Here is a 23,440-nt window from a genome sequence, read left to right as displayed (position 1 = left end):
TTTCTGATCGGTTAATTTCATCTTTTCTTCTCTTATTATTCTCCTTACTTCATACTAAAATCATCTGAAGTTTATAAAAAAGGAGTGATATGATAAACTTTTCTACTATCTTTGCGTACATAGTGCCATAATTAATAAAAAGGTATTTTAATATGGGAAGAATTTCAAGACTTTATCCGAAAGGACGATTGAGACTGCGTATACCAAAGATGGTGCAGTCTGGTAAAAAGTATCCATTGTATATAGAATACAATTGGCATGCTAATTCTATTCGTAAATCAACTGGTATAAGTGTGTCAGTAAAGGAATGGAATGAGAAAGGCTATTGCGGTATTGGTGAAATACGTGCCACGACTGATATTGACTATAAGTATTATAATCATGCTCTTCATAAGCGTATCGAAGACATAGATGTGAAGATACATAAGTATTATGAAATGCATCAACATATTACTTGTGATGTGATTCGATCTTTTCTCGAAGACAATGATAATGCTTTGCGACCTGATGAAGGAAAAGACTTCATAGAGTTTGCTAAAGAGTTGATGGAAAAACGTTATGAGAAAGGTAAGATAGGTTTCAGTACTTGCAAGAATGGTATTTCATATCTCAATCAGTTTGAGGAATACCTGTTGCTTGAACACAAAGGTACACATGGTGAGCATAAGGAATTCATTTATGTCTCAGATATTAGTGAAGACTTATTGCTTGACTTCCGTAAGTATCGACTCTTGGCAAAAAAGAAAGCAACAACAGTCAACAAGACTCTATGTCCGATTCTTCAGGCGTGTGAATATGCTTGTCAGTTAGGTTATATCTCTCATCAGCTTAATGCTTCTCTCCAGGACTTGTATATGAAAGAAGAGGACCGGCTTGATGAAGAAGAGAGGAATATCAAGTATCTCACTGAAGAGAGACTTGCTGAGTTAGTTTCCGTTTATAATACCATCGAACAACCTCGACGAAAAGAGTTTTTGGAGATGTGGCTGTTTGCCTTCCATGCTTGCGGTATGCGAATGGTTGATGTGATGACGCTCCGATGGAAAGACATTGATTTCAACAAGAATTTCATCAGTAAAATACAAGTCAAGACGAGAAACCGAAACACCATACCTTTGAGTGAACCACTCATTCGTATTCTTGAAAAATGGAAGGGTAGAAACAAAGTCTTTGTTTTTGATCTATTGCCAGAGAACTTCTATATAAATGACCATGAGGCGATATACCGTCGTAGAAATTCCTGGAATAATACCATCAATACTTCGCTTCGCTGTATATCTCATGATTTAAAATGGAATCAAGACTTGACTTTCCATGTATCAAGACACACTTGGGCAGTTTTAGCGCTTGCACACGGAGCTGAAATCAGTGAGATAAGCAGATTGTTAGGTCACGCTTCAACAGGCGTCACAGAGCGAGTTTATGCAGAATTCTTGCCAGACAACCTTGCGACTGTAGTAAGCAAACTTGGCTTCTGCTTCATTCCTGATATGAATGCCAAACAAAAGAAGGTGGTATCACGCTAAACAGAGTGATACCACCTTCGATCAAATTTGTAGCATTTATAGTCGAAACTATCAGAATATCTTGTAGTCCTTGCCAGTAAGATTAGAAATTGGCTTGAATAAACGCAATAGAATGAGCCCTATCACGATAAATGCTATTCTGACTATTACTGAACCGCCCATAGTAAAACCGTGCCATACGAGGAAAATGGGTGAGCACATGAGGGCTACGATGATTAGGCACATTAGAGCTGCTAGAAATGTTTTTGGTCCCATACGTCAATAATCTAATGGAGCTATGAAATGATCATCAGGCAGGTCGTGAAAATACTTGCCATCTGCATCATTAGTCACATATGTTTCGTTTTCTGGATCTTCTGTAGCGAAATAGATTTCCAAATCCTTGAAACGATTTTTGAGAAGAACGCGGAAGTCAGTAATCAATGCGAGTTCTTCCGCTTCTATATAGAGAAAGCCTTCTGAAAGTTCGCATTTCTTGATATTACCACAGAGATTGCAAGTCCCATAGTCCACACCAAGAGCTAAGATGATGTTTCCTTCCCAATCATCGGCCTCGTCTTCTTCCATAGCAGGGCGTTCTTTCTGTATGAAAGTCTGATAGAGGTCATATATCTCTTGCAACTCTTCTTGTTTTCCCACAATGTGGTAGCGTACTTTTATATTATGCATTTGTGATGCTATGAAATCTTCTAACTCTTTCTCCATATTTCGTCAGTCAATCTTATAGTTATACAAATATCTGAGACTGTCACCACTTATTTCGAAAGCTACGATGTCGTGAGCATACTCGTTGCTTCCCACCTTGGCAGATAGGAAGAATATGTATGAACGCGGTCCATATTCATCATCAAGACTTATAATTTTCTGTACTTCATGGTGACTGTAGTCATCCTTTGGATGGGCGAGCTGCAACAATGGGCGATGCTCTTCATGTAGCTTACCATCTTCGGACTTGAACTTAACCACACAATCGATGTCTGGTGCCGTTCCCCCTTCGCCAGTATCATGCCAGATGGCAGTCACGAGACTGTCATCAGAGACGATAGAGTGGTAAGTCTCGATAGAGTCAGACTTATCTGTACTCTTATCGAGACTTGTGTTCTGTGACTTATGCTGACATGATGCGAGAAGCATGAGAAAAGCGACAATAACAGCAACAACAGTTTTCATCCTCTGTTCTTTTTTAGTTCTACAAACATACTGTCAGCCAACACTTCACCATCCTCAGCATATTCCGGGTCAAAGAGGAGTCCGGGGAGGGTAAGCGGTTCTTCCTGCCCTTTGACGTACGAACCGATATATACGTCGTCGGTGTAGAATTCGTTGATTCTCGGCTGATAGGTGAAGTCATACGGCAACTTTGCCTCATCGCACAGCTGATAGTAGTCATCCTCAAAGTCAAAGTCGGCTTTCTCCCATACGAAGCTGAGCACATACATGGAAGAAACGAGCCATCCTTTTCTGCTGGAAAGACGACCTACATTGATGCAACGGGCATGGATGTCCTCTTGCCAGAATGTAGGGAAGTAATCGCCATAACCGATATAGCCCTCACTATAGTCACACATAGCGTTTACAGTTTCTATGATTTGTTCCTTGATATGTTTGCTCCAAAGGTGGGCAACGTACTGTCCTAGGTCCTTGTGTATTCTTAGATATATCTTCATAGTGTACTCTTTATAGTTTTATTCTGAAGGAGGAAAAATCTGATTGATGACAACTTCATTGTCGTCTCCAAGATACGCCCCGTCTATGTCATGACATACAGACATGAATTCATCACTCTCAGCCCAATCTCCTACGCTCAATCGCTCGCTGGTTTCCTGGTAATAGGCATCCATTATCTTCTCATGCAGATTAGGACTCTTTTCCTTTAGCCAAGGGTCGAACTTTTCCCAATAATCCTCTTCCTCCATGTCTTTCAGAATTGTATCTTGGGCTTCTCTCCATAGCGCAAGCAACTTTTCTGCTTCCCTGTCAGAGAGCTTGACGGTAGTACCATCATTATTCCCATTTAAATATATTTCTGCATTAATCTCTTTCATTGTTTTTTATATTGTTTTGTTACTTTATGATTGATTACTTGCCAGCCACTCTTTAGCGAGTGTGGTAGCAAACGTATAGAAGTCTGCTATGTGAGCATCGTCCCATAGCTCTTCGTTGTTCTGAAGATACTCCTCCAGTTGATTTCTTAACTCTTCGTCCTCAGTCCGTTCAAGAACCACTCTGATGAGTGTTAGCGCACGGATGTCGCCTAAATCTTTGTATATCATATTCTTTCTTCTTTAGTTATTTTCTTTTTGTGAATAGCTTGCAGAATAGCTTCGCGCATCCACCATACGGCATAAGAGGCAAACTTGAAGCCGCGCGACTTGTCGAACTTGTGGCTGGCACGTAACATTCCGTAACGACTGGCAGCAATCAGCTCTTCGTCAGACAGTCCCTTGCCCACATACTGCTTTGCTACTGCCTTGACAAAGACAGAACCGAGTTCTGCCAACTCGTTCTCCGCATGGGAGTCTCCCTGCTGGATAAGGGTTATTATACGTAGAGCCTCTTCGTTGTTGATGATAGGCTTCTTTACCTTGTTTGTTGTAGTGTTGTTGTTTGCCATACTTTTAATATTTTTAGATGTTGTCTGTCGCGCGAATAGTATCCCTTTTTTCTGAGAAAAGAAAATAAAGGCAGCAAAGAAATCATAAAACTTCTGAATTTTTGTTGAATATCAGATGGGGTTGGGTAATGCCTCCTTAACATACGATGAAAGTTTCTTTATATGCAGACTTATTCAAACATACTGAATATGGCTTGGATAATCCAGCCAAGAATCATAAAGGCGAGTTGTATGAGACTTATCAGTATGTAACCGCCTAATACGACTATCAAAAACCCAAATAGAAATAAAAGCATGTCTCACATCATTTAAAAAGTTTTGCCTACTCCCTTTGCAGCGTTTCGGCAGTCTCTGTTGTCACTTGTTATTCTGTTACCTGTTTGCCTGTTTTGTCAATGGTAATCCATTCACCATTCAGTTTGACCTCTGCTAAGTTTGGTCCGGACCATAAAATATTATAATCTTTGTACTTACAAGGGATTATTTCTTCGCCATCTTTATTGATGAAGCCATAACCTTCTTTAGATCTTACCAATGCTAATCCGCCTGGCATTGTAAAGAGACTCACTTCTTTATATTTACAAGGGATGATTTCTTCACCATCTTTATTAACGAAGCCCCATCCTTTTTGGGTTTTTACTCCAGCTAACCCTTCGGAAAAACCGTATGCCTCCTTGTATTTGCAAGGGATTATTTCTTCACCATTTTTGTTGACAAATCCCCATCCTTCTTTAGTTTTTACTCTAGCTAACCCTTCGGAGAAATCTGGAACTGCCTCCTTGTATTTGCAAGGGGTTATTTCTTCGCCGTCTTTATTGACAAAGCCCCAACCTTCTGCAGATTTTACTCGTGCTAATCCGCCTGAAAAAGCATCAGCATCTTCATATTTGCAAGGGATTATTTCTTCTCCATTTTCATTGACTAAGCCCCAACCTTCTTTAGACTTTACTTTTGCCAATCCTTCATAGAAATCCAGAGCATTATCATATTTACAAGGCACGATTTCTTCGCCGTCTTTATTGACAAATCCCCATCCTTCTTTAGTTTTTACTCTAGCTAATCCTCCGGAAAAATCATATACCACCTTGTATTTGCATGGTATTGACTCTTCACCATTTTCGTTGACAAATCCCCATAAACCTTTAGTTTTAACACTTGCAAATCCTTCCCAGAAATTCGAAGCATCATCATATTTACAAGGCACGATTTCTTCTCCATCTTCATTAATGAATCCAGTCTTTCCGTCAAGTTTAACCATAGCAAAACCACATTGGAAAAAATTTTGGCTGTCATACTTGCCGTAATCATCTCCATCCCAGTATTTTTTTGTCAGTCTATCGGCTTCTTTTTTCGTCGTAGCCTTGTCTATATTATCTGCAACGAATCTATAGAGGTTGGCATAGTTGGGTATGTCCAAATCAGATGTCTCTACCCAATCTTGTTCGAAATCATCTTCACTGCAGCCATATCCTTGGTTGTCAACAGTGGCAACGATGCAAAGGTTGTTGTCTTCGTTCAATCCTACACCAAATACTGATAAAGATATGGCTTTATCATCAGTGTAGTATTCTACGTATTCCTCTTCCCTGTCCATAACGACAATGTATCTGTTGTCGCCTTGTTGGCTTAATAAGTCAATAGCTGCTTTCTGAGCTTTTGTGTTGATAGCGTCCATTTCGTCAATGAATATACGTGGACTTAGCTTTTCTGCTTTGTTTGCCATATTATTTAAAAATTAAATTGATTATTAGTTGTTGCTCTCTTTTATGAATCCGCATATAAAGAGAAACATGTCTCACGTTTTTTTAAAAGTTTTGCCTACTCCCTTTAAAGCGTTTCGGCAGTCTCTGTTATTATCTCGACAACTGCATCATCGTAAATCAACCTCATACTCATTGAAATAGATGAAGCCGTCCTTCCAATGCTCACAGTTCCACTTGTGGATGTCATCAACAGTAAGAGTGTCACGTTTCAAGACATGTGCGAAATAGGCTAATGCCTCATCCATACTGTTGAACCGTTCGTAACCACACAAAACCGGCTCTTTCAAATGAATGTCCACACTGACGCGTGTCGGGAAATATTTCCCCTCTGCATCATTTGTTGCATAAGTCTCATCGCAATAACTTTCCACCATATAGTATATGGTCATACCTTCATAGTGGCTTTCAAGCGGATGTCGGAAGTCTGCCGTCACCCAATCTTCCTCGGTTTCAATACTCAATGAATTATCTACGAACTCACATTTTATAATGTTGCCCCGAAGATATTGTTCTTTGGTATCTACTCCGAGACTATACACCATACTTGCGTAAGATACAGACTTGTCTTTACCCTCTTCAAGCAGTTTCTTGTTTAGAAGCGTCCTATACTGGTCATATATCTCTTGAAGGTCATTTGGTTTGCCTTCAATGCGATAGTATACTGTGGTCAAATACTCCATAAAGCATGATTCTATTTTAAATGTGACTTTCTTTTGTAGCGCACACGAGGCATAATCTCATAGGTTATTCCTTCGGAGTCACAAGACTATTGAAGTCGCGAGTCTCAAACTGAGCAGACTCATAGGCTTGGATGTTGAAGTCTGGGTATTTGTTGTACTTGTTTTTCGGCACGATAATCTTTTCGAGAGATGTGCAGCCAATGAGCATCGTTGCGTTTATTTCACCAGCACAGCATGTCAATGACGGCTGCTCAAACTCAATCGTCTTTAGTGAAGTGCAGTCGGCAAACGCCATTCGCTCCAGAATCTTTACATTCTTGTTTAGATATACAGACTCCAGATGCTTGCAACTTGCAAAGGCTTTGTCATAAACAAGACATTTGCCTCCATCACTTATCTCAATGTTGAGACTTTTCAGTCCGGAATTTCTGAACGCAGACTTGTCGATAATCTTCATGTGGCTTGGAATATTTATCTCTTCCAAAGCTTTGCAGTCAGCAAAGGCACCTTCCCAAATTTTACCTAAAGTCTCAGGCAAGGCAATTTCCTTCAGATTTTCACAATGTGCGAAACTCTCTGTTCCGATGAAATCTACTCCAGGCATTGTTATCTTGAAGAGCTTTATGCAGCTTGCGAAAGCTCTTGTGCCCAAGTCGGTAACTGATGCTGGCAATACCACATCTTGAAGATTGTCAAGTCCTTGGAATGCCTCGTCACAGATTGCCTTCACACCGTCTTTCACTTCAAGGAATTCTGGATTACCGAGTACTTTCAACAAGCGAAGTCCGTCCTCGCTGTAGATTGGTCCGGAAACCTTGTTGCCTTTGGCTTCCTTGATCATTGCCTGATCTTCTTTTGTCAATCTTGTATTCATATCTTATTGTATTTTTTAGTTGAATCAATAATAGAACAGTGAGTCTTGAACTTACATATCTTCTGTATTATTCATTACCTTCACTTTGTCGAAACTCATTGGTTCATACTCTAATATCTCACCAGTCTCCTTAATCATACGATAACGCAGATGGGTGCGGATATGTGAAATCCCCTCTGGACGATTCAAGTCGTTAACAGTAGGCTGAATGGTGCTCACCTGATGATATTCCACCTGACGATTGTCCTCATCGTTGCTTTCTTCCAACACTATGTCTTCGTAAGTGGTGAGATTCTGCTTTGCCTCTGCTAGCAAGTCTGTCAAGGTGTCTGCCCAATTCTCGTTGCCCTCTATGCTATCGTATATTCTGTCCATATATCCCTTTCCTTTGATGGCATGGAATAGTTCAATGAGGTAAGCGAAACGCTTCTCAATATCATCGGCTATGAATATATGTGCACGTTGGTTCCAAGAGTTGAAAGTAGATAAGGCGAGCGACTTCAGCACCACTTGTCCATTTGGCAGTGTGGGAATATGAATAGGGTCAAGACATAGCAGCACGACGTGCTTTCCCGACTCCTGGGACAGTCTTTCGGCAATGAGTACATGGGAGTTATAGTCTCTTGCCATAGTGCATTTTATCACGACCACCTTCTGCGGCATTTTGGCAAGCGACATCACGCCAAGCTCAAAATGCATCAGTTCTGCTGGTTCGAGCACAATCCTTCTTACCATACCTTTGCCATATATCTCCTCGCCCTTTTTGCATACAAGACGGGGCAGGTTGCGGTTGCGTGCCTCACTGAAGAACACTACGAGCGGTTTTTTGCGAGGTATCAGAAAAAACTCTTCCACCACATCCATTGTTTGGCTTGGCAATACTGTATGTAGTTTATCTTCTGGCAATAGTAGCGAGATGTTGTTTTCTGCCGTCTGCTTGTCTACTACCGCAACTTCTCCGTTCAGACATTTCTCCGAGAACTCGCGGAAGAAGTCTCTGTCGAGAAGCTTTGAGACTTTCAGCAACAGGTCGGTGTCGAGACTCGTCTTTCCGAATATCTCGTATGTGGCAGAGTTCGACTTGCACAGTTCTCTGGCAAAGGCTGCCACCGAAGGAAACTTAGCCTTTACCTCTTTCAGAATTTCTTGTCCTATATGATATTTCTCCATTGTAGAAAATCGTTAAGTTATTAATTCGGGTGCAAAGGTACAGCTTTTTCTTCATCTTACTCTGCATACCGTATTCGGAAAAAGCGGAATGAGGTGTCGGAAAAACAGGAAATAAGTTAAACTACGCTATACCTATGACATCTATCTGAAAGTCTTTGGTATATTTGCCGCTGACCCCCTCACGGAATCTGGTGAATGTAGGATTGCTACCACCGTCACTCCATTGCTTAGTATATCTGATTTCACGACCATTGAAAGTGAATGTGCCATGAGACTTCTTACCTTCTTGAAAAACCAGGTATCCTTGAGTGTCACTCACATTCACACGTTTACTGCTGATAAACTTGGCAATCTCCTTGTCAATGTCCTGAACACTAACAGAAGTGTCAGCGAGTCGGAATTCCACAAATTTCTCCAGAACTTCATACATAGAGTAACAACCCTTACCATTGATGCTATATGTGTTCTTTGAACGGCTTTTGCGCTCCACATTTGCCATGCTCTTTGAGAGTTCCTCATCACCAAGGGCGTTGATTGCCGCACGGATAAGATCCTCATTGTTCTTGAAGAATGTTGTCAACAATTCTCTTTCTTTCTGTGTAATTGCCATAATTATTATGTTTTTATTATTAGTATCGTCATCTGTTTCGGCAGGCTTGCTCAAAGTCTTGATGTAGTCTTTCAGTCTGTACATATTCTCTACCGAGATGTCCTTTTGATCACTGACAGGCTGAAGGATATTGTCAAGAATTTCCTGATAGTTTATCTGAATGTATTTGTCGCACTTACACTCTGCTCGCTCAATATCTTCCAAGTTGCAGTCAGTTGGTTTCAGAAATACAAAGAGGTTGATGTCATCCTTGTATTTCTCTGTAATATACTGATAGTATGCTTCCGTTTGATACAGAATTGTTTCTGTGTTTTTTTTATTGGGCTTGCTTTGTCTAATGCCGTCCTTGTCAAAGCACTTGGTCGTTTCGGGTGCACCGATTTTGTTCTCTATGGCAATATTGATATTTCTCACCATATTGTAGACTCTCGCTACACACCTGACTACAATGTCAATATCCCCTTCTTCGTATGCAGGCTTACCTTTCGATGTTCGCTCTATAAAGATGGGATATTCTGCAATGACATTGTATGACAAGATGGACAGACTTTGTGAATAAATACTGTTTTCCAGTTCTTCATCAAAAGCTGCATTCTCTTGCATGTTTGCCCATTTCAACAACAGAACTATCAGTTTCTTGATAGGTCCAGCATTGGGGTCGGCATTAAAATCCTTGTTGCCGAAGAACCAAGCCAAGAATTGGGTGTGTCTTGTCTCCTTTCTTGACTGGTTGATGATTTCCCATGTCGTGGGCGTGGAATAATACCTTTTCAAGTCATTAATCGACTCGTCAAGGTTGAATTTGATAATCAGGTCTTTTATGTCCTGTTCGGTTAAGTTTTCTGTTGCCATTTTCTTATAATAGCTATATCGTTTCTATCTTTATTACTGTCTAAAAATCTCAATATCTAAAGGTTAATGAGGGTGTACCTGATTGGTACACCCTCTTAGCCATTAGGATATTTACTAATGACCTACATGCAAATTATACTTCTGTCCAACTATCACAGATGATAGCTGTCCAATTAGGATGCTGGGCACGAATAGCTTCAATTTTCTTTGAACTTCCTACGGTGTCAGAAACTTCAACAACAACATCAAAGCTTTTGCCAACTATTCCATCATAATTTGCACGACCTTTGATTCTTAATCGTGGCATAAGTTAATAATTTTATTCGTTCATGTCTACTTCCTATCGAGCGGTTCGACTTTCTCTATTGCCTACTTCCTTCAAAGCGTTTCGGTTTTCTCTTTGATGTTCTTTACTATGCGTTATGAATCTCAGTATAGTGCGCACTCTCCCAATTTACTTCCGGGTATCTGATGCGTGCTGTTGCCAAGATGATAGCTTCTTGTCCGCTCGCTCCACCACATAAATTCCAACGATTTGCATCAATGATGAAGTCGTCATAAACCATACCGCACACATCGTGAAGCGTTACCTTACATCCGTTGCGATGTCCTTCCGCATAATAAGTGATTCTTAATTTTGACATATGTTTAAACCTTTTAGAATTTAACAATCCCAATCGTCTATTAACTCATCTATAAACTTGTCTTGCCCTTTAGATAACCATTTGAGTCCAGTAATGATTCCGAGGATGCCTGGTATCCATGCCCAACAGAAGATGGCATAGACAACACCTGATGTATACTTGCCAATATAAAACTTATGTGCACCAATCCATCCAAGAAGTATTGCAAGTACTGCGGCAATACGATAGTCTTTGCTATTTTCCAGTTCTTCTCGGTGTTTGGCAATAGCTGCTTTCTTCTTGTCCTGTCTTTCTTGCCATTCTTCTTCGTTCTTGCGCTCTCTTTCAAGTTCTGCAAGTTTCGCTCTTTGTTCTGCTGCATCAATCTGCTGTTGAAGTTTGATGCGTTCTACTTCAGCTTTAGCCCTTGCTGCTTTTACAGACTCATCAACTTCCACTTCACGCTGCAATGCCTGTTCATACTCGTTCTTTTCAGAATCATAGCAGTCATAATTGCTTACACAAGACGAATCTGAGTTGTCATAGCTTGTAGGTTCAAATTGATCGTAATGAAAACAACTTTCAGGGTCGTTTCCCCACAAGCATGTGACAGGAAAATGAGGACACTTGTCCTTATGGGGACATTGGTTATTCTCGTTAATGCCACCGCCCGACCAGTCTTGATACAAGTCGCAGTCTTGATAGTTTTCTGTCGCACAAAAGCGACATGTTCCGTCGACACCTGCAATGTTGCACATGTCTTTAAACTTACAGTTGTTTTTCTTTCCAAATAATCCCATATTAGTCGTTATTATGATTTTATACTACAGCTTTAAAAAGACAGTATATCGTCTTCTATAATGTCATCAATGAAGCAATCTTTGCCTTTTACCAACCATTTTAAGCCAGAGAGCACACCAAGGAGTGCTGGTATCCATGTCCAACAGCAAATGAGGTAAATCACACCATGAGTAATCTTGCCCATATAGAACTTGTGAGCACCAATACCACCCAAAAAGATGGCAAGCAATGCTGCAATGATATGGTTCTTCTTTGCACCGATTTCTTCACGTTCCGCATTCTTCTTCTCTTCACGAACCTTCTTCTCACGTTCCCATTTGATAGAGTTGAGTTTTTTGTCTATTTTAAGGATTTCCTGTTGTATAGACCATGCCTGATTCTCTCTGACTTCTACATTTCTTGCCCAGTCTTTGGAACACAATTCTTCCAATGCATACTCTCGGTTGCGCGCTCTTGACTCTCTGTCTGTGACTCTTGTGTTAAGGTCGCTACGACCTGACGCCCCGAGATAGCCGAACAAGAAGTCATCGGCATCAATCTCATGCCAATGCCAGTCTCGCATCTCTTCTATGTCGTAGTCAGACAAAGTTTCGCGATTTCTCAGAGTCCATAATGGCTTGGACAGCCTTGCCTTAGGATTTGAGAGAAGCCCTGTATTGCTGGTATTTACCAAAGCATAGCTGGTTCCATGTGTCCACAGATACAATTCTCCATTCAACATGACAGGATTGCCAAATGCCACTTCCCAATCATGAGGAATTTCCTTCTCAATGTAATACTCCTCGTTCTTTTTCTTGATGAGGTATATTCCCTTTGGAGTTATTCCTATCATAAAATGCGGGTAACACACAACGGCGGTGAACTTCGACTCTATCGCTTCAAGAGTCTTCTTTTCTTTCTGCAACAGAAATTCATCATTAGTGACAGAAGCATAGTCCTTTTCTTTTTCCATGACCTTTATCTCTAATGATTGTTATTCTTGTGAATACTCCCATTGTTCAAACGCTGAGACATTAGTCTGTGGCTCTTCCTCCTTAGAATAGTCGTTGGCGAGATATACCACAGGAAGCTTGGTCTCATACATTAAGTCTAGAGCATATTTAAGATATTCTCCTCTTAACTGTTCCTCATAGCGGTGGAACAAGAAGAACTTAGTGCTCTCGTTGTATGTTCCAGGAATGATGAACTGTTCATCATCTCCAGACGGAGTGAGCGTTTGGATTGCCCCAGCCTTATCTACGTAAAGTGCTTGTCCGCAGGTTGCACAACCATTCATCTCGCTGATAGCATGTCTTGCGTTGTCAATATCTGGATTTGAATGAAACCATATAAGTACTGGGCGTATTGGTGAACTGCTGATGTACTCTTCTATGACTTTGCAGATATTGTTGTTGTTAGTCTTTCTCATATTAAGTCTTTTATCTTTATCAGGCTGGTCATATTTCGACAAAATAAAAAAACAACAAAGCTTTTACGACTGCACGATTTTGCTCGCACGTCGTAAAAGCTTTGCTGTTATGTCTTATTTTGTTGCCCATAGAGCCAGACATCAAGTTTATGTCCTATGGCTCCATTCGGACTGTTATTGTTAATAGTTAAGTGCTAGTCGAAGCACAAAAAAGCGTGAAGCCCATTGTCGCTCGCTTCACATCTTGAGGTCTTCGAACTTACCCGTCAGCCGAAACGAGCAACGAGACCCCACGCCGATATGTATAGATACACTCTCATAGAGCCAGCTCTTTTGGGGAGCTGACTTATGAAAGGTACGTATATTACATACCCATAGGCATCACCGTTGCGAGGTTTCTTAGCTGACCATGAAGTGTTCGAAGTTTCAAGATGCCAGAAAACCAAGCGCCAATAACGCTTTTCTAAAGTTTACCCTCAACCTACCGACACTCTTTCAAGTGACTTCGGCGTAGGGCTATTAGCATCATCGCACGTAAAGGTACGAAGTTGCGGCACAAAAATAATGAATTTAATTGAAATGACCAAACATAAACCGAAAAAGTTTATGTTTGGTCGCATAAAAAGTGTATTTTTATAATTATTTGCTACAGAAAGACCGTCTTCATCTCAAAAACATTATCTTATAATAGGTGTAGTTTTGTTGAGAAAGTCTGTATCATCAAACCAGTCTTTGTTTTGGTTGTTTGGAAACATACTCTGAGATGTTTTTAGCTTGAAGTTCTCATCTCTGAGACTTTCGAGTTCATCACTTAGTTTATCTACTTGTTTAGACATAGCTTTCAATTGTTGAGTAAGTGTATCAATGATAGTCTGTGCTTGTTCACTGATAACCTCATTGGTCTCTGCGTGTTGGTTAGTGATAAAAGTTTTGATTTCCTCATGCTCCCTTGCGCTTCTTTCCTCATGTACCTCTTTGAATGATTTGTTTAATAGTCCGAACTTCTTCATCATTCTTTGAGCTGTGGATATGCTTATATCGAAATGGTTTGCAATAATCTGTTTTCTCTCGGTTTGTGAAGTACAATCTTTTATAAGGAATTCGAGATCATCTTTATTTCTAGGCTCCATGATACTTTTGGGTGTAAGTATCTCTGCTTTTTGCCTATGGAATTTTGTGACTTGTTCATTGGCTATCTTTGGAAGGTCTGTAGTTTCTGTATTAAGTATCCAATTATAGGCGCGTTCTATCTCGTCCCCATCATATTGGAATGGTAGGATAGTATAGTTTTCCTCCCAATCTACAGAGTAATATTTGAATCGATTACGAAGTAAATGTATGATGGCATACTTAATTTGGAAGTCATAGATCTTTTCATATGTAAAAAGTAGGATGGATACTTCGACGAGTGTCATTTCGTATAGTTTTTGAAAAGTATAGTCCATCAGTAGATTGTTGCGGGATACCGTAAAGTCATAATACTCTTTTGCTGCAGTGTCAATAGAATAGTTCTTGTATTGATTAACGAAAATACCAGTTTTTGATTTCTTGTTGTGTAAAATACAATGTTTGAAACAGCTATTGATAGACTTGAAATACTCTCGGTATCTTTTTTCTGTGTTATAAGGACTACCTACATTGTCATGCAATGCTTTCTTGAAATTATCGAGAATGGTGTTTGCGTCATCTGCCAAATTTTTGGTAGGAATGTCAATCGGATTTGTGTAGTCGAATAATATTTCTTTTATTTTCATATAATCTTTTTTTATTTATTTATCTCTGTATTTTGGAAAAATGACCTGTTTTAGAGAAAAAATTATGTTTGAATCAAAAATGATTTGAAAGTATTAAGCAATGAGTCAAAAACAGGTCAGACTAATGAGTCAAAAACAAGTCAATGCTATGTCGTACAAAGCTAAGTAAGATGTTACTATACAACATATTCATATCATGTATATATAATAACAACATGAACTATTCAATACAATTATACAACATAAATGAATACACTGTAATATAACATAAACTATAGATATATGTAACAACATGTTATGTTTTACAAACTATGTCTCTATGTTTTAGGGTTTTAGGATAAGAGGGGCGAAGCCCCCTTGTGAGCGCTTTGCGCTCACCCTGACATCTATAAAAAGTTACTTCTTCTGATTCATATACTATATTAAAGAATTAAAGCTCTGGATTATTGTTATCTTGATTTTAGTTCTCTGGATACTTGCTATCTAAAACGTAAAAGTGTTCCGTCTTTTTATGGGAAGATAAATACTAAAAGAAGTATTCATCCCATCTTATGATAAATTCATGCTGGAGTACATCTACCACAATATACATAGAACCATGCTGCTATCAGATAAAGTCTAATGCACCTGTATAGAATCAGGCAGGCAGTAACAAACCTTCAATTTCTACCTGGTATAATCAGAAAGAATCGGTATCATGGAACTATAACTATGCCTGTAGTCATGACATATAGGTGAAGAAACACAGTCTGTACAATTATGCCTATCGGTAGAAGAAAAGACTATCCGCAACAAGCGCGAATGCATCAAAATGATAATCGTATCAATTTAATCTTTAAAGGAGCTCGTTTTAGCTTACTTTTTCGTATAGATTCAATCTAAAAGATTATTTTGATGCAGTTAGGTGCTCCATTCTTTCTTAATTCCCATTTATTGTGTATCTTCGTGCTATAATGATAAATAAGCATAGGTAAAGATATGGAAAAAGTCGTTTTGTATTGTAGAGTCTCAACCCAAGTTCAAGACTACGAGCGTCAAGTATCAGACTTAACTCAGTTTGCCAAGAAGCATCAATGGGAGATAGCAGAGACTTTCACTGAAAAGATAAGTGGCGCCAAGAAGAATGATGAACGTAAAGAACTTACTTCTCTTCTCTCATACGCGCGCGTACATTATATTAATAGGGTGCTTGTCACGGAACTTTCTCGTTTGGGTCGTGATACCCTCCAGGTGTTAGCTGCTATTGATATGCTTAATAAGGCAAAGGTCTCGTTGTATATAATGAACTATAATATAGAGACTCTTACACCTGATGGCAAGGTGAATCCAATGAGTCAATTCATGATTACTTTGTTGGCTGAAGTCGCACGTATGGAACGTAGAACCATCAAAGAAAGAATGGCGAGCGGTTATAACAACTTCCGTGCCAATGGAGGTAAGGTAGGACGCAAGACCGGATACCGTAAAAGTGATGAGGACTTTCGAACTCAATATAAAGATGTGTTTCGTTTGTTGGGCAAAGGGGTTAGTCTTCGAGACATCAGTAAAGCTACCGGTGTGTCTGTAAATACGGTCAAGCGTTGTAAGAGCCTTCTGCAGTCATGACTTTTATAGATAAATATATATGATTCATATAACAATAGTTCGTTAATAATTCAATAATGTGCTAAGCAGCTATACGCTGTAAGCACGAGAGATCTTTGAAAATCTTGCTAATTAAAGTTCGGTTCGGGTTGTACCCACATGCTTTAATAATTCGTCTCACCAGATAAGTGTTGGTCATCAGTGACTTGAATGAAGACATAGAATATTCCATTCCCATCTCCTTCATAGTTACCTTGGCAACATTTAGTGATGTGAACGAAGCATTGAAAGCAAAATCGAGTTTCCACTTATCGCGAGCCTGGCAGTCCATAAGACCAGTATAGCCTTTGGCGTCACGAAAGCAAAATTCGATCTGGAACCTGGTTCTATAATAAAGAAGTATCTCTTCACCCGAAAGTGAGGTGTCTGTAGAGAAGAATAGTTTCTTCTTGCCATTCGGCATCTGCCAGATGACAAGTCTAACTTTACACTTGAGTGCCTTGGAATAGGCTATCAAAGTATAAGCTGTTCCTTCTATATCTTTCATCTCCATCTTCTCCATTCGAGTGAGGTCAAGATTCTTCATATCAATCTTGCCATCCTTGGTCTTTGGACGACCACGTTTTCCTGTACGTGGACCAGCATAGACATAAAAGAGACAAGCATTGTCACGAAAGCGGCTTATCAAAGAGAAACCTTCTTTCTTTATCCCATTAACAAATGTACTTGTAGAGAAGTAAGTATCTGCAACTATGAGGGTTGAGAGTTTAAGAAGTTCCTTGCGGTAACGCTTAATGACGCTGATATAGAAATCTACCATAGTCTTGTTTCTAAGACTCAGTTCTTTATTATTTAGCGACTGGTGGGCTCTTAACATCATGCAGTCTTTGGTATCAATATCAATGAGTCCAATACCCATGATTTCGAGACCATGTTTAACAGACTGAGCACATCCTGACCAAAAACGACCGATATGTGGTGTTTTCTTGCCAGCTTTACTGATGTAGCTGGGATCAATGGCAATAGCCCATCTTCCCTGTTTACCCAAGAAGCGCTTGGCAAGTGAGACATTAAGTTTGAGCCAATCAATGCACTTCGACTTTTTCAAGCCGAATGCGTTGCGATAGGTTTGCTCAACATGCAAGCCATACCTCCCCATTTGGGTGAAATTTATCTTTCTTGGTATTACCATGAACAAAATTATCACCTCGATGAGTATTTTCTCGAAACTTTTTGTTATCTTTGCAGCTGAATCTTCAACTGCATCTTTAAAGATATCCATATATTGGTCAAGTCCTGTATTCATGTAATATTGTATTTGTCGTGATCTACAAAGTTACTGAAAATCAGCGACTTGACCAACTTTTTACAGTTAAGTTTTCATAAGCATTTCTTAATATAAGTTATTGATTTACAGACGATTAAATATTAATTTAACGCAGTATTGATTAATAAAGAATATACTACCGCTGATATATGCGCAACAAATTGTGACGCTTGTGATTCATTTCCCTTGAAATCCTTAACAAATACAGCTAAGGTATAGCAGACCTTATTAGGCAGACATATATAGGCTACATCATTCTGAGCTGCAAGAATACCATTTTCATTGACATCACCAGAACCTGTCTTATGTGCTATTACAACCCCTTCTTTATCAAGAAGTGGAGCTACTATCCTATCTATACCTGTTTTACATTCTTTCAATGCATTCTTAATGAAATCTTGTTTCTCATTACTGATAAGACTTTCTGTAAACAAACGATTCATCAACATTGCAGCACCAAGAGGAGATGTGTAATTAGAGTAAGCTTTGTCATGGTCAGCGGACATTTCCTCTTCTGTATAAGCTATCTGAAAACTCGAACGTGGTATGAGTTTCGCTATAAAACTGTCTGTTTGTGCAGTATTGAGCATATTCTTAAACATGATATTGCTTGCATTATTGTCGCTCTGGGAAAGAGTATAGCGCAACAGATCTCTTACTGTCAACGATATAACTGGTGCTGAATAATCTTTCATCATAGGGCTCCATGTCTTTGGATCAAGTTTTTCCCTATTTATCTTTACCAAGGTATCAAGGGAAAGGCCTTTTTTGTCAAAATCATTGCAAAGAGCTAATGCCTGATGAACCTTAAATACACTCATCATAGGATAAATGCTTTTATTATTAACACTAACCGTATCTGTGTTATTAATAATAACCGCCACACCAATTTCACCAGGACAAGCCGAGACAATCTGAGAAATGCTATCAGTCAAAACATCTGTTAATGGAGGATTCGCGCTACCTTTTGTAGCTGATTTATGGGACAATGAGAACACCAAGATGAAGATGCAAACTAAAGCTATACACAAAACTACGATTTGCTTTTTTCTGTTTTTTTTCATGTTCCTTAATTCCGCAACACTATAGTTTAACATTATTTATAAGTGCCTGAGCAACAAAAAGTTGCCCAGGATTTTGCCATGTCAGAATTTTCACTTACCTTAGTGTTGCGAAAAGAAGACAAGCAAAACTCTAATATGACATGGCAAAGATACAAATAAAATCTGAGAAACTCACTCCTTTTGGAGGAATTTTTTCTATTATGGAGCAATTTGATGCTCTTTTAGCTCAAACCATAGATTCCACCTTGGGATTGAGATGCACTATGTTTGGTTATCAATATAGCGAAATTCTACGCTCTCTGATGTGCGTATATCTTTGTGGCGGCTCATGTATTGAGGATGTTACAACTCACTTGATGAAACATTTGTCTCTTCATCCAACTCTTCGCACTTGCAGCGCAGACACCATATTGCGTACTATCGAAGAACTGACTTGTAAGAACATCACCTATAAATCTGCTTCTGGCAACTCCTATGATTTCAATACTGCAGACAAGATGAACTGCTTATTGATCAAAGCCCTGCTTGCTACTGGTCAATTGAAATCCGGTCAAGAGTATGATTTTGACTTTGACCATCAGTTCATTGAAACAGAGAAGCATGATGCAAAACCAACCTACAAGAAGTTCCTGGGCTATAGTCCAGGTGTGGCAGTCATTAACGACATGATTGTCGGTATTGAAAATAGAGACGGCAACACAAACGTGCGCTTCAACCAAAGAGAGACTTTGGAAAGAATCTTCAAGCGACTGGAGGCATCAGAAGTATATATATCCCGTGCCCGCATGGATTGCGGCTCATGCTCGGAGGAAATCGTAGATATGGTAGAGGCTCATTGCAGGCATTTTTATATTCGTGCCAACAGATGCTCTTCCTTCTACGATTCCATGTTTGCCTTGACTGGATGGAAAACTGTTGAAATCAACGGTATTGAATTTGAGCTGAATTCCATCCTTGTTGAGAAATGGAAAGGAAAACCGTATCGTCTTGTCATACAGAGACAAAGGCGAATAGATGGAGACCTTGACATTTGGGAAGGCGAATATACCTACAGATGTATACTGACTAACGATTACAAGTCGAGTGCAAGAGACATCGTGGAATTCTACAATCTTCGTGGTGGCAAGGAACGCATCTTCGATGACATGAACAATGGCTTTGGCTGGAATCGATTGCCAAAATCGTTCATGGCACAGAATACTGTATTCCTGCTTATGACAGCTCTCATCAGAAACTTCTACAAAGCTATTATGCAGAGATTGAAAACCCATGAATTTGGATTGCGTGCCACCAGCAGAATCAAGACCTTTGTTTTCAAGTTCATCTCTGTTCCTGCGAAATGGATTAAGACATCACGTAGGCATGTATTGAACATTTACTCAGACAACAATGCTTATGCCAACCTGTTCAAGACAGACTTTGGTTAAAGACCATGCTTTTCTGGTTAAACCAGCGTATTACCTCAAGTCGCTTTATGGGGTAAGGGGATTTTGTGTCTGCGACATTTCTGTTGTGCAAGAAATATGTACAATAAAATGAATTTTGTCGCTTTGCAAGCAAAATCCCACTAAACCCTATAGGTTGCGGATTTGAGGTAAAGAAGGTTACACAAAAGAACAAATAGCGAAACTTATGTTTATAAATGGTCGTCATCGTAAGACTTCTGACTATTCTCTATATTGGCGAGCCGGAAACTCCATTGTCGTGCAGGTCTTGTCCGCAGTCTTTACTGCAATAATCAAGCAGTATCCAGATTCATTCGGAGAATTTGCCTGTATGTCTCTTAAAGAGTGAAAAACTGCCACGAAAAAAGAGTATCAACGTCGATATTATGCCAGTCATAAGGAAGAACTACAATGCAAGAGCCGTGAGTACCACAGACAGCTAAGAGTGAATAAAAATAAGTGATTGTGGAAAATATTTGCAAAGTTTTCTACATAAAAAAAGTTAATTAAATTGGCGGGGTGTTACACATATCGCTGATTTTTTGTATTTTTGCACCATTAAAGAAAGAAAACGATATGGCAGAAATAGCAAACCGTATATACGAGACAAGTGAAGGGCAGATTCTCTTCATCTCAGACTTCTCTGACATCAATGATAATGAGAAGGTGGTAAGTCGTGCACTTTCTGTAGAAGAAAAAAAGGGAAATATAGTTCGATTAGCTAATGGGGTTTATCTTCGCCCTAAGAATACCCGATTTGGGATAGTCTATCCATCTATAGATGAAATGGTGATGGCTATAGCCCAGCGAGATAAGGTACAAATACAACCTTCAGGAGTTACAGCGCTCAACAAACTTGGACTCTCAACACAGGTGCCTACCAAATATACTTATCTGACCTCGGGAAGTGGAAGAGTCTTGACTCTTGGTAATCGAACTATAGTGTTGAAAAGAAGTGTTCCTAAGAACTTTGCTTTTCAGACAGTGTTGGCAGCGCTTCTTGTTCAAGCTCTTAGAACATTAGGACAAAAGAATGTAGGTAATCAAGAACTCTCTACCATTAGAAAATTGGTCAATGAAGAGGAACATAAAGACTTGTTTGTACAAGATCTTACTCTCATGCCAGTATGGATGAGAAAGCTGATAACTGATATAATAGATAAAAACGAGCATTATGACACTTTGGTTAAATCACACAATAGATGAACGAATAGCAATGTTGCAACGTGCAGAAGAGAAGTTTCGTATTAATCAGGTTGCAATTGAAAAGGACTGGTGGGTAACTGTGGTGCTCAACGCTCTTTTCAAATGTTCATGTGCAGATCAACTCATCTTTAAGGGAGGTACAAGTCTCAGTAAAGGATGGAATTTGATAGAAAGATTCAGTGAGGATATAGACTTATCTGTAAGCCATGAATTCTTCGGTATAGAGAAGACGACAAAGAATCAGCGTGAAAAACTTCGCAAGAAGGCACGTAGGTATTTTCTTGATACAGTTTCAGCAGAGTTGGATGAAAATCTAAAGAAACTTGGTGTGGAAGGATACCATATAGAAAATGTAGTAGAGGAAATTGATGAGGATGGTAAGGCAAGTCCCGTTGCAAGTGATAAGGATCCATCTGTCATTCTCGTTCATTATGAGTCTATGCTTGGTCATACGATAGAGTATATTCCGCCAAGAGTTAAGATAGAGATTAGTTGCTTGTCTATGAATGAACCTACGGAAGACCGTTTGATTTCATCATATATTGAGCAGACTTTCCCTGGAGAAGATGCGGCGGCTACAGCTACGGTCAGAACAGTTGTGCCTACACGAACATTCCTGGAGAAGGCATTCTTGCTATGTGAGGAGTTTCAGAAACAGTCTCCTCGTCATGTCCGAATGTCTAGGCATCTTTATGATTTAGAACGCTTGATGGATACAGAATTTGGCAAACAAGCCCTGCAGGATATGGACTTGTATGAGCGTATTGTTAAGCATCGTTCCATATACTATGCTGTAGGTTATGTAGATTATTCTAAGTTGATGCCGAGTGAGATTGATTTCGTTCCTAGGCAAGAGTTGATGAAGGATTGGGAGGGTGATTATGCAGAGATGTGTAACCACTTTATCTATGGTCAGACTTTATCTTTCGAAAAACTTTTAGAGCGAATCAAGGAGTTGCAAGATAGGTTTAGAAAAGCCTTTTAGCGACTTTTACTCCTTAATAAAATGTTCAATAAAAAAGTTAGAAGGCTATAAGTGTTTGGTATTCAGCCCTAATATTCCTCTGGAATGATGACGAGTATTAATCTCGATGATAGGGCTGCTCTCTTATAAGAGGGTAGCCTTTTTCATCTTTTGTTTCTTGCTTATATATAATAATGTGTAAGAAATTCCGTTATCTTATTGTGTTGAAAAGATTTATCATTATATGGATTCTGCTAGTGGGGGTGCTCGAAATGAGGGCACAGTATGATCCTTCCTTCAGTCATTATTTTGACATGGAACCATCATTCAATCCTGCTGCTGTGGGTAAGCAGTCGAAACTTAATGTTGCGGCGGCCTACGCACTTGATATGGCTGGATTCGAACATAACCCCCGTACCTTTCAGGTGGCGGCTGACATGCCTTTCTTCTTGCTCAATCACCGGCATGGAGTAGGTTTGTCGCTACTGAATGACCAGATTGGTCTTTTTACTCATCAGCGACTGGCTTTACAGTATGCTTTGCAGAATAAACTCCTGGGTGGAACGCTGAGTGTGGGTGTGCAAGGAGGCATGCTGAGTGAGAAGTTTGATGGAAGCAAGGTGGATTTGGGAGAAAGTGGTGACCCTGCCTTTTCTACTTCAGACGTAAATGGAAGCGGAATGGATTTGAGCCTGGGTCTGTATTACCAGCATAAGGCTTGGTACGTAGGACTTTCTGCCCAGCATCTTACATCGCCTACGATAAATCTAGGTGAGACCAACGAATTGAAAATAGATGCCACATATTATTTGACAGGTGGATACAATATTCGACTGAGAAATCCGTTCTTAACAATAAAGCCGTCTGTTCTTGTTACAACAGATGGTACCACATGGCGAGGCGACCTGACAGGAAGATTGGTTTACCAATATGAAAAACGGATGTTGTATGGTGGAGTAACCTATAGTCCGGACAGATCGGTAACCGTGCTGGTAGGCGGTAGTTTCCATGGGGTAGTGCTTGGTTACAGTTACGAGGCATACACCTCTAAACTCAGTGCCGGAAATGGCAGTCATGAACTCTTTGTAGGGTATCAGACCGATATCAACCTGACCAAGAAAGGCAGAAACCGTCATCAGAGCGTCAGAATATTATAATGTAAATAGAAATAAGAA

Annotated in this window: 25 protein-coding genes; 6 read left to right on the top strand and 19 right to left on the bottom strand. The window is 39.6% G+C overall.

All coding sequences use genetic code 11. From position 1 onward, the window contains the following. Positions 1 to 152 precede the first annotated feature (152 nt). Positions 153 to 1,526 carry a tyrosine-type recombinase/integrase gene (locus ONT08_RS04305; protein WP_264959326.1) on the top strand — a complete coding sequence of 458 codons (1,374 nt, stop codon included), beginning with the start codon at positions 153 to 155 and terminating at the stop codon, positions 1,524 to 1,526. 258 nt (positions 1,527 to 1,784) lie between these two features. Here ONT08_RS04305 and ONT08_RS04300 read toward each other — a convergent pair whose 3' ends face one another. From ONT08_RS04300 to ONT08_RS04220, 17 genes are all read right to left on the bottom strand, one after another. Beyond that, positions 1,785 to 2,231, bottom strand: a complete 447-nt coding sequence (locus ONT08_RS04300) for a hypothetical protein (protein WP_264959325.1) — start codon at positions 2,229 to 2,231, stop codon at positions 1,785 to 1,787. Positions 2,232 to 2,237: 6 nt separating this feature from the next. Further along, positions 2,238 to 2,696: a hypothetical protein gene (locus ONT08_RS04295; RefSeq protein WP_264959324.1), complete on the bottom strand. Its 459-nt coding sequence runs from the start codon at positions 2,694 to 2,696 to the stop codon at positions 2,238 to 2,240. Then, the gene (locus ONT08_RS04290) at positions 2,693 to 3,193 is read right to left on the bottom strand and encodes a hypothetical protein (protein WP_264959323.1); all 501 of its coding nucleotides are present in this window, start codon (positions 3,191 to 3,193) and stop codon (positions 2,693 to 2,695) included. Before ONT08_RS04290 ends, ONT08_RS04295 begins: the two co-directional genes overlap by 4 nt. A gap of 18 nt (positions 3,194 to 3,211) precedes the next feature. Then, complete coding sequence (locus ONT08_RS04285; RefSeq protein ID WP_264959322.1) at positions 3,212 to 3,571, bottom strand: hypothetical protein; 360 nt, start codon at positions 3,569 to 3,571, stop codon at positions 3,212 to 3,214. Positions 3,572 to 3,595: 24 nt separating this feature from the next. After that, positions 3,596 to 3,799: a hypothetical protein gene (locus ONT08_RS04280; RefSeq protein WP_264959321.1), complete on the bottom strand. Its 204-nt coding sequence runs from the start codon at positions 3,797 to 3,799 to the stop codon at positions 3,596 to 3,598. Continuing rightward, a complete protein-coding gene (locus ONT08_RS04275; RefSeq protein WP_264959320.1) occupies positions 3,796 to 4,140 on the bottom strand; it encodes a sigma factor in 345 nt (114 codons plus the stop codon). The genes ONT08_RS04280 and ONT08_RS04275 overlap by 4 nt, the downstream gene beginning before the upstream one ends. Before the next feature lie 364 nt (positions 4,141 to 4,504). Further along, entirely contained in the window at positions 4,505 to 5,863 is a 1,359-nt protein-coding gene (locus ONT08_RS04270; protein WP_264959319.1) for a WG repeat-containing protein, read from the bottom strand. A gap of 147 nt (positions 5,864 to 6,010) precedes the next feature. Further along, positions 6,011 to 6,583: a hypothetical protein gene (locus tag ONT08_RS04265; RefSeq protein WP_264959318.1), complete on the bottom strand. Its 573-nt coding sequence runs from the start codon at positions 6,581 to 6,583 to the stop codon at positions 6,011 to 6,013. A 64-nt stretch (positions 6,584 to 6,647) separates the two neighbouring features. Beyond that, the gene (locus tag ONT08_RS04260) at positions 6,648 to 7,457 is read right to left on the bottom strand and encodes a leucine-rich repeat domain-containing protein (protein ID WP_264959317.1); all 810 of its coding nucleotides are present in this window, start codon (positions 7,455 to 7,457) and stop codon (positions 6,648 to 6,650) included. 51 nt (positions 7,458 to 7,508) lie between these two features. Next, positions 7,509 to 8,627 (bottom strand): hypothetical protein, encoded by a 1,119-nt coding sequence (locus ONT08_RS04255; RefSeq protein ID WP_264959316.1) that lies wholly within the window; start codon positions 8,625 to 8,627, stop codon positions 7,509 to 7,511. Between the two features lie 121 nt (positions 8,628 to 8,748). Continuing rightward, positions 8,749 to 10,089 (bottom strand): PD-(D/E)XK nuclease family protein, encoded by a 1,341-nt coding sequence (locus tag ONT08_RS04250; protein ID WP_264959315.1) that lies wholly within the window; start codon positions 10,087 to 10,089, stop codon positions 8,749 to 8,751. Positions 10,090 to 10,222: 133 nt separating this feature from the next. Then, positions 10,223 to 10,396: a hypothetical protein gene (locus ONT08_RS04245; protein ID WP_264959314.1), complete on the bottom strand. Its 174-nt coding sequence runs from the start codon at positions 10,394 to 10,396 to the stop codon at positions 10,223 to 10,225. Positions 10,397 to 10,502: 106 nt separating this feature from the next. Beyond that, entirely contained in the window at positions 10,503 to 10,733 is a 231-nt protein-coding gene (locus ONT08_RS04240; RefSeq protein ID WP_264959313.1) for a hypothetical protein, read from the bottom strand. Positions 10,734 to 10,753: 20 nt separating this feature from the next. Continuing rightward, complete coding sequence (locus ONT08_RS04235; protein WP_264959312.1) at positions 10,754 to 11,512, bottom strand: TM2 domain-containing protein; 759 nt, start codon at positions 11,510 to 11,512, stop codon at positions 10,754 to 10,756. 32 nt (positions 11,513 to 11,544) lie between these two features. Then, the gene (locus ONT08_RS04230) at positions 11,545 to 12,465 is read right to left on the bottom strand and encodes a TM2 domain-containing protein (protein WP_264959311.1); all 921 of its coding nucleotides are present in this window, start codon (positions 12,463 to 12,465) and stop codon (positions 11,545 to 11,547) included. Positions 12,466 to 12,486: 21 nt separating this feature from the next. Further along, complete coding sequence (locus ONT08_RS04225; protein ID WP_264959310.1) at positions 12,487 to 12,921, bottom strand: hypothetical protein; 435 nt, start codon at positions 12,919 to 12,921, stop codon at positions 12,487 to 12,489. Between the two features lie 677 nt (positions 12,922 to 13,598). Next, positions 13,599 to 14,675, bottom strand: coding sequence for a hypothetical protein (locus ONT08_RS04220; RefSeq protein WP_264959309.1), 1,077 nt, complete (start codon positions 14,673 to 14,675; stop codon positions 13,599 to 13,601). Between the two features lie 978 nt (positions 14,676 to 15,653). Here ONT08_RS04220 and ONT08_RS04215 point away from each other — a divergent pair. Beyond that, positions 15,654 to 16,280: a recombinase family protein gene (locus ONT08_RS04215; RefSeq protein ID WP_217745064.1), complete on the top strand. Its 627-nt coding sequence runs from the start codon at positions 15,654 to 15,656 to the stop codon at positions 16,278 to 16,280. A 61-nt stretch (positions 16,281 to 16,341) separates the two neighbouring features. Here ONT08_RS04215 and ONT08_RS04210 read toward each other — a convergent pair whose 3' ends face one another. Both ONT08_RS04210 and ONT08_RS04205 read right to left on the bottom strand, forming a co-directional pair. Beyond that, a complete protein-coding gene (locus tag ONT08_RS04210) occupies positions 16,342 to 17,565 on the bottom strand; it encodes a transposase (protein ID WP_264959308.1) in 1,224 nt (407 codons plus the stop codon). Positions 17,566 to 17,687: 122 nt separating this feature from the next. Next, a complete protein-coding gene (locus ONT08_RS04205) occupies positions 17,688 to 18,650 on the bottom strand; it encodes a CfxA family broad-spectrum class A beta-lactamase (RefSeq protein ID WP_117694737.1) in 963 nt (320 codons plus the stop codon). Positions 18,651 to 18,790: 140 nt separating this feature from the next. Between ONT08_RS04205 and ONT08_RS04200 the strand changes: the two genes are divergently transcribed. The 4 genes from ONT08_RS04200 (at position 18,791) to ONT08_RS04185 (ending at position 23,422) form a co-directional block, all read left to right on the top strand. Next, complete coding sequence (locus tag ONT08_RS04200; protein WP_264959307.1) at positions 18,791 to 20,077, top strand: IS1380-like element IS942 family transposase; 1,287 nt, start codon at positions 18,791 to 18,793, stop codon at positions 20,075 to 20,077. Positions 20,078 to 20,671: 594 nt separating this feature from the next. After that, entirely contained in the window at positions 20,672 to 21,301 is a 630-nt protein-coding gene (locus ONT08_RS04195) for a DUF6088 family protein (RefSeq protein ID WP_203041052.1), read from the top strand. Beyond that, entirely contained in the window at positions 21,270 to 22,286 is a 1,017-nt protein-coding gene (locus tag ONT08_RS04190; RefSeq protein ID WP_264959306.1) for a nucleotidyl transferase AbiEii/AbiGii toxin family protein, read from the top strand. The genes ONT08_RS04195 and ONT08_RS04190 overlap by 32 nt, the downstream gene beginning before the upstream one ends. A gap of 173 nt (positions 22,287 to 22,459) precedes the next feature. Beyond that, positions 22,460 to 23,422 carry a PorP/SprF family type IX secretion system membrane protein gene (locus ONT08_RS04185; RefSeq protein ID WP_153085979.1) on the top strand — a complete coding sequence of 321 codons (963 nt, stop codon included), beginning with the start codon at positions 22,460 to 22,462 and terminating at the stop codon, positions 23,420 to 23,422. Positions 23,423 to 23,440: the final 18 nt, after the last annotated feature.

The organism is Segatella copri (genome assembly GCF_026015465.1).
Lineage (GTDB): Bacteria > Bacteroidota > Bacteroidia > Bacteroidales > Bacteroidaceae > Prevotella > Prevotella copri_E.
Note: the sequence above shows the minus strand (reverse complement) of the source record. Positions and strands in the feature narration are given on the sequence as shown.